This window comes from Ideonella sp. (genome assembly GCF_036277275.1).
In the GTDB taxonomy this organism is placed as follows: Bacteria; Pseudomonadota; Gammaproteobacteria; order Burkholderiales; family Burkholderiaceae_C; genus Ideonella.
This window is the reverse complement of sequence record NZ_DASUNH010000079.1, coordinates 72610-83500: the sequence shown is the minus strand read 5'-3', so window position 1 is coordinate 83500 and position 10891 is coordinate 72610. Positions and strand designations below refer to the sequence as shown.

12 protein-coding genes are annotated in these 10891 nt (G+C 68.0%); 11 read left to right on the top strand and 1 reads right to left on the bottom strand.

The genetic code is table 11. From position 1 onward, the window contains the following. Positions 1-109: 109 nt before the first annotated feature. The 7 genes from araD (at position 110) to VFY73_RS14095 (ending at position 6075) form a co-directional block, all read left to right on the top strand. A complete protein-coding gene (gene araD, locus VFY73_RS14125) occupies positions 110-1831 on the top strand; it encodes an L-arabinonate dehydratase (protein WP_329719757.1) in 1722 nt (573 codons plus the stop codon). A 156-nt stretch (positions 1832-1987) separates the two neighbouring features. Continuing rightward, the gene (locus tag VFY73_RS14120) at positions 1988-2893 is read left to right on the top strand and encodes an SMP-30/gluconolactonase/LRE family protein (RefSeq protein WP_329719755.1); all 906 of its coding nucleotides are present in this window, start codon (positions 1988-1990) and stop codon (positions 2891-2893) included. 153 nt (positions 2894-3046) lie between these two features. Next, positions 3047-3196, top strand: a complete 150-nt coding sequence (locus VFY73_RS14115; protein WP_329719753.1) for a lmo0937 family membrane protein — start codon at positions 3047-3049, stop codon at positions 3194-3196. Between the two features lie 32 nt (positions 3197-3228). Then, positions 3229-4104, top strand: a complete 876-nt coding sequence (locus tag VFY73_RS14110) for a GDSL-type esterase/lipase family protein (RefSeq protein WP_329719751.1) — start codon at positions 3229-3231, stop codon at positions 4102-4104. 124 nt (positions 4105-4228) lie between these two features. Next, positions 4229-4813, top strand: coding sequence for a TetR/AcrR family transcriptional regulator (locus VFY73_RS14105; protein ID WP_329719749.1), 585 nt, complete (start codon positions 4229-4231; stop codon positions 4811-4813). Between the two features lie 62 nt (positions 4814-4875). Continuing rightward, a complete protein-coding gene (locus VFY73_RS14100) occupies positions 4876-5652 on the top strand; it encodes an SDR family oxidoreductase (protein ID WP_329719747.1) in 777 nt (258 codons plus the stop codon). Positions 5653-5793: 141 nt separating this feature from the next. Then, complete coding sequence (locus VFY73_RS14095; protein ID WP_329719745.1) at positions 5794-6075, top strand: hypothetical protein; 282 nt, start codon at positions 5794-5796, stop codon at positions 6073-6075. A 3-nt stretch (positions 6076-6078) separates the two neighbouring features. On the opposite strand, the gene VFY73_RS14090 is transcribed toward VFY73_RS14095, so the two are convergent. Then, a complete protein-coding gene (locus tag VFY73_RS14090) occupies positions 6079-6432 on the bottom strand; it encodes a cupin domain-containing protein (RefSeq protein WP_329719743.1) in 354 nt (117 codons plus the stop codon). 303 nt (positions 6433-6735) lie between these two features. On the opposite strand from VFY73_RS14090, the gene ppsA reads away from it, so the two are divergent. The 4 genes from ppsA to VFY73_RS14070 are packed head-to-tail and all read left to right on the top strand — an operon-like array spanning position 6736 to position 10890. Then, positions 6736-9207: a phosphoenolpyruvate synthase gene (ppsA, locus tag VFY73_RS14085; RefSeq protein ID WP_329719741.1), complete on the top strand. Its 2472-nt coding sequence runs from the start codon at positions 6736-6738 to the stop codon at positions 9205-9207. Beyond that, positions 9204-9587 (top strand): cyclic nucleotide-binding/CBS domain-containing protein, encoded by a 384-nt coding sequence (locus VFY73_RS14080; protein WP_329719739.1) that lies wholly within the window; start codon positions 9204-9206, stop codon positions 9585-9587. Before ppsA ends, VFY73_RS14080 begins: the two co-directional genes overlap by 4 nt. 39 nt (positions 9588-9626) lie before the next feature. Then, positions 9627-10571: a DnaJ C-terminal domain-containing protein gene (locus tag VFY73_RS14075; RefSeq protein ID WP_329719737.1), complete on the top strand. Its 945-nt coding sequence runs from the start codon at positions 9627-9629 to the stop codon at positions 10569-10571. A 4-nt stretch (positions 10572-10575) separates the two neighbouring features. Then, complete coding sequence (locus VFY73_RS14070; protein ID WP_329719735.1) at positions 10576-10890, top strand: chaperone modulator CbpM; 315 nt, start codon at positions 10576-10578, stop codon at positions 10888-10890. The last annotated feature ends 1 nt before the right edge of the window (position 10891 follow it).

The window sequence follows — 10891 nt, the reverse complement described above, 5'->3', positions numbered from 1 at the left end:
ACCGCCAGGGCGGCCGCAAATCCCGGCCGGCGTCCCGCGACGGCCTTGGTTTTCCGCCAACGCTTCTTGTATGCTCAGGGCCGTCACCGCCGCCCGGGGAGCACTTCGCATGGCCAACGACAATAAGCCGCTCCGCAGCACCGCCTGGTTCGGCCATCCGGACCGCGATGGCTTCCTGCACCGCAGCTGGATGAAGAACCAGGGCTTTCCGGCGGACTTGTTCGACGGCCGGCCGGTGATCGGGATCTGCAACACCTTCTCCGAGCTCACGCCCTGCAACGCCCACTTCCGCGAGCTCGCCGAGCGGGTCAAGCGCGGGGTCTACGAGGCCGGCGGCTTCCCGCTCGAGTTCCCGGTGATGTCGCTCGGTGAAACCCAGCTGCGGCCGACCGCGATGCTGTTTCGCAACCTGGCCAGCATGGACGTCGAGGAATCGATCCGCGGCAACCCGATCGACGGCGTCGTGCTGCTGATGGGCTGTGACAAGACGACACCGGCGCTGCTGATGGGCGCGGCCAGCTGCGACCTGCCCGCGATCGGCATCTCCGGTGGGCCGATGCTGAACGGCAAGTTCCGCGGCGAAGACATCGGCTCGGGCACCGGCGTCTGGCAGATGAGCGAGATGGTGCGCGCTGGCGAGATGACCCCGCAAGACTTCACCGCGGCCGAGAGCTGCATGCACCGCTCGAAGGGCAGCTGCATGACGATGGGCACGGCGTCGACGATGGCTTCGATGGTCGAGGCACTGGGCATGGCCCTGCCCGAGAACGCGGCGATCCCCGCAGTCGACGCACGGCGCCATCGGCTGGCTCAGCTCAGCGGCCGGCGCATCGTCGAGATGGTCAACCAGGATCTGCGGATGTCGAAGATCCTGACCCGCCAGGCCTTCGAGAACGCGATCCGCACCAACGCGGCAATCGGCGGCTCGACCAACGCGGTGATCCATTTGCTGGCCGTCGCCGGACGCATGGGGGTCGAGCTGAACCTGCAAGATTGGGATCGGCTCGGTGCCGAGATCCCGTGCCTGGTCGACCTGCAGCCGTCGGGGCGCTTCCTGATGGAAGACTTCTTCTACGCCGGTGGCCTGCCGGTGGTGATGAACCGGATCAAGCACCTGCTGCACCAGGACGCGTTGACGGTGAACGGCCGCACGATCGGCGAGAACATCGACGGCGCGCGCTGCTGGAACCCGCAGGTCATCCGCTCGTTCGAAGAGCCGTTCAAGCCGGCTGCCGGCATTGCCGTGCTGCGCGGCAACCTGGCCCCGGATGGCGCGGTGATCAAGCCGTCGGCCGCGTCGCCTCATCTGCTGAAACACCGCGGCCGTGCAGTGGTGTTCGAGGACATCGAAGACTTCCATGCCCGCATCGACGACGAGGCGCTGGACGTCGACGAACATTGCGTGATGGTGCTGAAGAACTGCGGCCCGCGCGGCTACCCTGGCATGGCCGAGGTGGGCAACATGCCGCTGCCGCCGAAGGTGCTGCGCAAGGGCATCACCGACATGGTCCGCATCTCGGATGCGCGCATGAGCGGCACGGCCTACGGCACCGTCGTGCTGCACACCTCGCCCGAAGCGGCGGCAGGGGGCCCGCTGGCGCTGGTGCGTGACGGCGACATGATCGAGCTGGATGTGCCGGGGCGCCGGCTGCACCTGGAGGTCAGCGACGAAGAGCTGGTGCGGCGCCGCGCAGAATGGGCGCCACCGGACGCGCCCAAGCGCGGTTGGTACAAGCTGTACGTCGAGCACGTGCAGCAAGCACACCTGGGCGCCGACCTCGATTTCCTGGTCGGCAGCAGCGGCGCCCCTGTGCCCCGCGATTCGCACTGAATGTCGGCCCCCACGTCCCCTTCCGGAGCCTGCCCCCCAAAGGGGGCTCGCGCAGCGGACTGGCAAAGCCAGATCCGCGCACGCCACTTGATGGGCGTCGGCGCTGCGCGCGCCTGGAACAATCCCAATCGTTCGTCCTGAGCAGATCGATCGACCATGAACCAGCCCACGCCGACCTTGCTGTCCGAACCCCGTTGCATCTGGCCCGCCGGCGCCACGCTCGGCGAAGGCACCTGCTGGTCCGAGCAGGAGCAGGCGCTGTACTGGGTCGACATCCTCGAACACCGGCTGCATCGGTACCGCCTGGCCGATGGTGAACGCAGCAGCTGGGCTTTCGACGAAACGATCAGCGCGGTCGCCGAGCGTGCGAACCAGCCGGGCCTGGCCGTCACGCTGCGCCGCGGGCTGGCGCTGTTCGATCCGGCCACCGGCGAACTGCAGCGCCTGCACCAGCCCGAACCCGAGCGCAACGGCAACCGTTTCAACGACGGCAAGTGCGATGCGCAGGGCCGCTTCTGGGCCGGCAGCATGGACTTCGGCTGCCAAGCCCCGACCGGCGCGCTCTACCGCTTCGATGCGAACGGCCTGGGCACGCGCGTGTTCGATGCCGGCTTCGCCGTGACCAACGGGCCGACCTGGTCGCGTGACCAGCGCACGATGTACTTCAACGACACCGTGCACCAGCAGATCCACGCCTTCGATTTCGCCATCACCAGCGGCACGCTGAGTGGGCAACGCCCATGGCTGCGCTTCACCAACGGCGACGGTTACCCGGACGGCATGACGACGGACGCCGACGGCCGGCTGTGGATCGCCCATTGGGGTGCCGCCTGCGTCACCTGCCACGACCCGGACAGCGCTGAAGAGTTGCTGCGCGTGAAGCTGCCGACCGATCACATCACCAACCTGGCCTTCGGTGGGCCGGACCTGCGCACGCTGTTCATCACCAGTGCCCGCTTCGAGCTGAGTGCAGCGCAGCTGGCGGCCCAGCCGTTCGCGGGGGGCCTCTTCGCGGTCGACACCAGCGCGACCGGGCAGCCGGCGAATCGTTTCGCCGGCTGATCGGCGGCCGACGGGACGGGCGGCCCCGCACGCCCATCCAGCGCGCCCGCGCGGTGCGGCGCGGTCCTACGCGCATTGACGCCAGCGACCGACATTCGTTGACGCGCGAATCCGTTACGGTGGCGGCATTCTTGTCACATGCAGGAGAACACCGTGCTGTACACCATTGCCGTCATCTTGTTGGCCCTGTGGATCGTTGGTTCCCTGACCGCCTTCACGGCAGGCGGGCTGCTGCACCTGCTGCTGGTGGCCGCCGTCGTGATCGTGCTGTTCCAGCTCATCACCGGGCGTCGCGTGCCCTGAACGCGGCCCGGCGCGCCGGAGGGACAAACGCCATGGCCTCGACACCCGCATCAGCTTCCCGGACCGGCCTCGGTACGGTCCTGCAGCTGGCGGCACTGTGCGCGCTGGGCGTGCTGGCCGCCGTCAGCACCGACCAGGCGCTGCGGGTGCGCCGCGCGCTGCGCGACGCCGACGCGGCGCCGCCGCGCCGCCCGTACCAGTACCGGGCGCTGCGCGCTCAGCAGCGCGTGCTGATCTTGGGTGACAGCACCGGGGTGGGCATCGGCGCCGATTGCCCGACCCAATCCATCGCCGGGCTGCTGATCGCCGAGTGCAGGGGTGCCGAGGTGGTCAATCTCAGCGTGTCCGGCGCCACCTTGGGTGACGTCCCGGCGCAGTTGCGCCGGTTGGGTCACCGCGACGCGCGTTTCGATGTCGTGCTGCTGCACGTCGGTGGCAACGACATTCTGCGCAGCCCCAACCTCGCCGTGATGCAACAGGCTGCCGAAGCGCTGCTGCCGCGCCTGCACGACGCCGGTGAGCGCGTCATCTGGCTCGGGCCCGGCGACGTCGGGCTGGCACCGCTGTTTCGCCCTCCCTTCAGCTGGTGGCTGTCACGCCGTTCGCGTCTGGTCGGCGAATTGTTCTACCGCCTGGCACAGAAGCACGGCGTGGACTATGTCGGCTTCCACGAGGATCGCCATCGCGATGTGTTGGCGAACCAGCGAAATCGCTTTTTTGCCGGCGACGGCTTTCACCCGAACAGCCACGGCTACCGCTATTGCTACGGTTGGCTGATGCGTTCGGTGGTGATGAAGCAGGTGCTGGAGCAGCGCCGGCTTCCGGCGCCCGGCCTCGTGGCGCCACCGCCGGTGGCCCACGCCGGGCCCGTGCGCGAGATCGATCCGCCTGCCGCGACGCCGATCTGAGCATGCCGTGGCGGCGAGCTGCCCGTCGGCCGCCCCCGCGCGGCCGACGGGCTTGCCAAATTCGCGACTGCAGGTATGATGTCTACCAATTAGTCGGTAGTTTTCTTAGCCGCAGCGGTTTTCAATGAAGCATTTTTCCGAGATCTCGGCCACCGCGGAAAGGGTGGTCGACGCGGCCGAAGGCCTGGTGCAAGAGCGTGGCTACACCGGCTTTTCGTACGACGACGTGGCACAGCTGGTCGGCATCAAGAAGCCCAGCATCCACCACCACTTTCCGACCAAGGCCGAGCTGGTGGCGGTGGTGACGCAGCGCTACGCCCATCGATTCCGCGAGCAGTTGCTGGCCATCGAAGGCCGGCTCTCCAAAGCGCCAGAGCGCTTGTCCGCCTATGCGGCCCTGTTCGAGCGCACCTTCGCGCACAACCGGCGCCTGTGCCTGTGCGGCATGCTGGGGGCCGAGGCCGATTCATTGCCTGAAGCGTTGGCGAACGAAGTCCGGCTGTTCTTCGAGGTCAACCTCGACTGGCTGAGCGCCATCTTCCTGGCCGGCCAGCGCGCCGGGCTGATCCGCCCCTCGCCCGATGCCCGGGCGTTGGCCGAGGCGTACCTGTGCGCGCTGGAAGGTGCCATGGTGGTCGGCCGGGGCCTGCGCTCGCCTCGCAGCCCGGCCGACGTCGCTGAAGCTTTCCTGTCGACCGTGCGGGCATGAGCCCGCCTTTTTTTTACCGCAACAATCTACCAATTGGTTGGTAGACCTTTCAGGAGAATCTGATGGAAAAGAACTTTTCGGGCCACAAGCTGCTCGTCGTGGGCGGCAGCAGCGGCATGGGTTTGGCCACCGCGCGGCAGGTGCTGGTGCGTGGCGGCAGCGCGGTGATCGTCGGGCGCCAGCCCGCCAAGACGGCCGAGGCGCTGGGCCAACTGCGACCGCTGGGCCAGGTCGCCGCGGTGAATGCGGACATCAGCCGCGGCGAAGGCGTACAGCAATTGCTACAGCACCTGAGCGAAGAACACCGCGACATCAGCCTGCTGGTCAATGCGGCCGGGGTGTTCTTCCCCAAACCCTTCCTCGAGCACACCGAGAAGGACTACGACCAGTATCAAGCCCTCAACCGCGCGACCTTCTTCATCACCCAGCAGGTGGCGGCGCAGATGGTGGCCGCAGGGCGCCCTGGCGCGATCGTCAACATCGGCTCGATGTGGGCCCAGCAGGCGATCAAGGCGACCCCGTCGTCGGCCTATTCGATGGCCAAGGCCGGGCTGCACGCACTCACCCAGCACCTGGCGATGGAGCTGGCCGAGCACCGCATCCGCGTCAACGCGGTCTCGCCGGCCGTGGTCGAGACACCGGTCTACGAAGGCTTCATCCCGAAGGCCGACGTGCACGCCGCGCTGCAGGGCTTCAACAGCTTCCACCCGATCGGCCGCATCGGCACCGCCGACGACGTCGCCAACGTCGTCGCCTTCCTGCTGTCGGAACAGGCCGGCTGGGTGACCGGCGCGGTGTGGGACGTGGACGGTGGCGTGATGGCCGGGCGCAATAACTGACAAGCCGTTACAGCCCGGGAGACTCTCCCCCTAGAACAAAGCGGCGAAACACCGGGTCTCCCCCCAATCGAGGGAGATACGCCCCGGCCCCACGTCCGCAGAATCCGGGCCTCCCGAGCTGTATTGACCCTGGCCCTCCTCATGCGCATGCTGTTTCTCGACAAGACCCGTCCGACCTCCCGCAAGTGGGTGTGGGTGGTGGCCGGCTTGGCGCTGGTGGAAGCCACGGCCCTGGCCGCCTACGTGATGCGGCCGACACCCAAGGGCATCGAGGTCGACCTGGCGACACCGCGCGAACAGTGCATCACACGCGGCGCCAACATCTTCGAAGCACGCGGCGAATGGCCCACCACCACCGACGGCCGCGACGCGCAGACGCTCGTCAGCGCACGCTGCACGCTGGACCCGGAATCCTTCCAGTAGATCTCAGCCTGCGTCCGGCGTGGCGTAGCCGTGCCGCAACATCAGCGTCAGCAGCACGGCTGAATCGGCATGCGCGCTGAGTGCATGCCGCTGCCGCGCCGGCAGCACGACCAATTGGCCGGCCGTCAGACGTCGCGAGCCGCCGGGCATCACCACCTCGACATCACCTTCCAGGCAGTGGATGCAACATTCGTCGTCCACATGATGCTCGGGCATGTCCTCCCGCGCCGGCAACACCAGGTGCAGCAGCTGCAGCCGCCCGGTCTTGATCAGGCTGGTGCTGAACGCATCGATCAGCTTGTCACCCAGCGGCTGCACGCCGATGACGTCAAGCAATTGAGCGTGGGGCAAGGCCATCGAACGTCTCTCCTTTGCTGATACGGCTGCGCCGGTCGGGCAAACAACGGACCCGGCGGTGCGCCGTGCCAGGCGGACCAAAGGACCCTGAGAACCGACCCACCGGATCCACCAACGCCCGCTGCGGCAGCCTAACTCGTCGCACGCGATGTCAGCAAGCGGCTTCTCGTTTGGCCGCACCGGCATCGCCCGTCACACCCAGGTGGCGCAGGCACCGGTCGGGTATGGCGCTGCCTTGCGCTGCATCAACTCGTGCCTGCCCCTCCAGGGCATGCTCGCGGCGTTCAGACCTGGAGATTCGCCATGCCCCGACGAGACGAGCACCACGCCGCGGACCATGCCGCGCACATCCGCTGGTTCTCTGAACTCGGCGTCGGCGACGTGGCCTCGGTGGGCGGCAAGAACGCCTCGCTCGGCGAGATGTACCGCGAGCTCGCCGCGCAGGGCGTGCGCGTGCCCAATGGCTTTGCCATCACCGCCGCCGCCTTTCGTCACGTGCTCGACACGGCCGACGCCTGGCCGCGCCTGCACCGGGCGCTCGACGGGCTCGACACGAGGGATGTCGACGACCTGGCGCGTCGCGCCCAGCTTGCGCGCGAGATCGTCTACGGCGCGCCACTGCCGGCCGACCTGGTGGCCGCGATCACGGGCGCCTACGCGCAACTGCAGGCCGAGTACGGCGAGCACGTGGCCGTCGCCGTGCGCAGCTCGGCCACGGCCGAAGACCTGCCCACCGCCAGCTTCGCCGGCCAGCACGAGACCTACCTGAACATCGCCGGCGAGGCCAAGCTGCTCGACAGCGTTCGCCGGTGTTTCGCCAGCCTGTTCATGGACCGCGCGATCAGCTACCGCGTCGACAACGGCTTCGACCACTTCAAGGTCCAGCAGTCGGTCGGCGTGATGAAGATGGTGCGCTCCGACCGCGCGGCCAGCGGCGTGACCTTCACGCTCGACACCGAGACCGGCTTTCGCGACGTGGTGTTCATCACCGGCGCCTACGGCCTGGGCGAAAACGTCGTGCAGGGTACCGTCGACCCCGACGAGTTCTACGTCTTCAAGCCCACGTTGCGCCAAGGCCACCGCGAGGTGCTGCGGCGCAAGCTGGGCGGCAAGAAGATCCGCATGGTCTATGCCGCCGGTGCCGGGCGGGAAGCCACGCGCAACGTGCCGACCCCGAAGGAGGACCGGGCGCGTTTTTGCATCACCGACGACGAGGTGCTGGCCCTGGCCGATGCGGCACTGAAGATCGAGGCGCACTACAGCCACAAGGCCGGCAAGCCGACGCCGATGGACATCGAATGGGCCAAGGACGGCGTCGACGGCCAGCTCTACATCGTGCAGGCGCGGCCCGAGACCGTGGCCTCGCAGCGGCCGGTCGGCCAGGTCGACGAATACCGCCTGACGGCCAAGGGTGAACTGCGCGCCAGCGGGCGCGCCGTCGGCGGCAAGATCGCCGCGGGCAAGGCGCGCGTGATCACCGACGTGGCGCAACTGCACCTGTTCCAGCCCGGCGAGGTGCTGGTGGCCGACACCACGATGCCCGACTGGGGCACGGTGATGAAGACCGCCGCCGCGGTGGTCACCAACCGCGGTGGGCGAACCTGCCACGCGGCGATCGTCGCACGCGAGCTGGGCATCCCGGCGGTCGTCGGCTGCGACGACGCGACGACCTCGCTGCGCACCGGCGATGAGGTCACCGTGTCCTGCGCCGAGGGCGCGGTGGGCCATGTCTACGCCGGCGCCCTGCCCTTCGCCACCACCCGCACCGACCTGAGCCAGCTGCCGCGTCCGCAAACGCACCTGATGGTCAACATGGGCAACCCCGACACCGCATTCCAGACGGCGATGCTGCCCACCGACGGGGTGGGCCTGGCGCGCATGGAGTTCATCGTCGCCGAGCACATCAAGGTCCACCCGATGGCGCTGGTGCACCCCGAGAAGATCGACGACGCGGCCGCGCGCGACGAGATCGCTCGGTTGACGCAGGGCTATGCCAGGCCGGCCGACTTCTTCGTGCGCCAGCTCGCCGAAGGCGTCGGCACGATCGCGGCTGCCTTCTACCCGCAGCCGGTGATCGTGCGCATGTCCGACTTCAAGACCAACGAGTACGCCAGCCTGCTGGGCGGGCGCTGGTTCGAGCCGAAGGAAGAGAACCCGATGATCGGCTTTCGCGGGGCCTCGCGCTACACGCACCCGGCCTACGCCGAGGGCTTTGCGCTCGAATGCGCGGCGATGAAACGCGTACGCGACGACATGGGCCTGACCAACGTCAAGCTGATGATCCCGTTCTGCCGCCGCGTGCCCGAAGCCGAGCGCGTGCTGCAAGCCATGGCCGCGCAAGGGCTGGGCCGCGGCGTCAACGGCCTGGAGATCTACGTGATGTGCGAAATCCCGAACAACGTGGTCCAGATCGACGCGTTCGCCAGGCTGTTCGACGGCTTCTCGATCGGCTCCAACGACCTGACCCAGCTGGTGCTCGGCGTCGACCGCGACTCGGGCATCGTCGCTTTCGATTTCGACGAGCGCGACGACGGCGTGAAGACGATGATCCGGCAGGCGATCGAAGGCGCTCGGCGCAACGGCCGCCACGCGGGCATCTGCGGCCAGGCGCCGTCGGACCATCCGGAGATGGCTGAGTTCCTGGTGGAGCTGGGCATCGACTCGATGAGCGTGACGCCGGACACACTGCTGAAGATCACGCGCGAGGTGCTGGCCGTCGAGCAGCGGCTGGGTCGGCCGCCACGCGCTCATCCCGTGATGCAGGAGCCGTCATGAGCAGACTGATTTCGTCCCTGATGCAACCTCGGGTCTGGTCCGTCGACATGGACGACACGATCTCCGAGGTCGAACGCCAGTTCGTCGAACAAGGGCTGACCTGGGCGCCGGTGCTCGAATCGAAGCGCATGATCGTCGGCGTGATCAGCGCGGGCGATCTGCTGCAGTTCCATGCGCAGGAGCGCGACCCGATGCGCGTGGCCGCCTGGCAGCTGTGCAGCTACAAGCCGATCAGCGTCGACGAAAACACCCCGCTCAGCGAAGTGGCCCGGCAGATGACCACGCAGGGCATTCACCACGTCGTGGTGACCCGTGGTGAAAAGATCGCGGGCGTGGTTTCGTCGATGGACTTCGTGCGAACCTTCGTCGAAGCGGGTTGAGTCTGTCTTTCAAGGATCTCCGATTGCCCTGGATCACGCATGGAATTCAAGAACTACTACGCCACGCTTGATGTCGAGAAGACAGCCACACCGGAAGAGATCAAGCGCGCCTACCGCAAGCTGGCGCGCAAGTACCACCCGGATGTCAGCAAGGAGTCTGATGCCGAGGCGCGCTTCAAGGAGGTCTCCGAAGCCTACGAGGCCCTGAGCGACCCCGAGCGTCGAGCCGCCTACGACGAGGTGGGCCAGCGCTACCAGCGAGGGCAGGAATTCCAACCGCCGCCCGGCTGGGACAGCGGCTACGAGTTCAGCGGGGGCAACGTCGGACCGGGCGAAGACATGGACTTCAGCGACTTCTTCGAGTCGCTGTTCGGCCGCCGTGCCCAGGGTGCCCGCGCGCATGGCCCGCGGCATGCAGCCGGCACCGACCACCACGCGAAGATCACCATCGATCTCGAAGACGCCTACCGCGGCGCCCGGCGCTCGGTGTCGCTGCGCGTGCCGGTGGCCGATGCGCACGGCCACGTCGCCTGGCAAGAGCGCCAGCTCGATGTGAACATCCCGAAAGGCGTGCGCGAAGGCCAGCACCTGCGGCTGGCCGGCCAGGGCGCCGCCGGGCGTGGCGGCGGGCCAGCGGGCGACCTGTACCTGGAGATCGCGTTCAACCCGCATCCGCATTTCCGCGTCGACGGCCGCGATGTGTTCCTGAACCTGCCGATCGCGCCATGGGAGGCCGCGCTCGGCGCCACCGTGACGGCACCGACGCCCGAGGGCAGTGTGCAGCTGACGATTCCGCCCGGGTCTTCTTCCGGCCGCAAGCTGCGGCTCAAGGGCAAGGGGCTGCCCGGCAACCCCGCGGGCGACCTGTACGCCGTCCTCGGCATTACGGTGCCGGCCGCCGATTCGGCCGAAGCCAAGGAAGCCTACGCCGCGTTGGCCCGCAGCTTCGCCCACTTCAATCCGCGCAGCACGCTGGAGGCTTGACGCAATGGCTCACGTTCAACTGGCGGTCGACGCCGTGGTGGTCGACGAGACGACCCAATTCAGCCTGGCCGAGCTGTGCCGGGCCTGCCAAGCCGACAGCGCGCGGTTGGTCGCACTGGTCGACGAAGGGGTGCTGGAACCCGCTGGCCAGCGGCCCGACGAATGGCGCTTCAGCGGCGCGGCGCTGCAGCGCGCGCGTGCCGCGTTGCGGCTGTCCCGTGACCTGGACCTGAACCCGAGCGGCACGGCGCTGGTGATCGACCTGCTCGCCGAGATCGCCGCGCTGCGAGCGAAACTTCACCGCGCGGGCCTGGCGTGAG

Bases quoted from the DNA above. Each gene is read 5' to 3' on its own strand.
- araD (WP_329719757.1), top strand. From the start codon at position 110: ATGGCCAACGACAATAAGCCGCTCCGCAGCACCGCCTGGTTCGGCCAT.
- VFY73_RS14120 (WP_329719755.1), top strand. From the start codon at position 1,988: ATGAACCAGCCCACGCCGACCTTGCTGTCCGAACCCCGTTGCATCTGG.
- VFY73_RS14110 (WP_329719751.1), top strand. From the start codon at position 3,229: ATGGCCTCGACACCCGCATCAGCTTCCCGGACCGGCCTCGGTACGGTC.
- VFY73_RS14105 (WP_329719749.1), top strand. From the start codon at position 4,229: ATGAAGCATTTTTCCGAGATCTCGGCCACCGCGGAAAGGGTGGTCGAC.
- VFY73_RS14100 (WP_329719747.1), top strand. From the start codon at position 4,876: ATGGAAAAGAACTTTTCGGGCCACAAGCTGCTCGTCGTGGGCGGCAGC.
- VFY73_RS14095 (WP_329719745.1), top strand. From the start codon at position 5,794: ATGCGCATGCTGTTTCTCGACAAGACCCGTCCGACCTCCCGCAAGTGG.
- VFY73_RS14090 (WP_329719743.1), bottom strand. From the start codon at position 6,432: ATGGCCTTGCCCCACGCTCAATTGCTTGACGTCATCGGCGTGCAGCCG.
- ppsA (WP_329719741.1), top strand. From the start codon at position 6,736: ATGCCCCGACGAGACGAGCACCACGCCGCGGACCATGCCGCGCACATC.
- VFY73_RS14080 (WP_329719739.1), top strand. From the start codon at position 9,204: ATGAGCAGACTGATTTCGTCCCTGATGCAACCTCGGGTCTGGTCCGTC.
- VFY73_RS14075 (WP_329719737.1), top strand. From the start codon at position 9,627: ATGGAATTCAAGAACTACTACGCCACGCTTGATGTCGAGAAGACAGCC.
- VFY73_RS14070 (WP_329719735.1), top strand. From the start codon at position 10,576: ATGGCTCACGTTCAACTGGCGGTCGACGCCGTGGTGGTCGACGAGACG.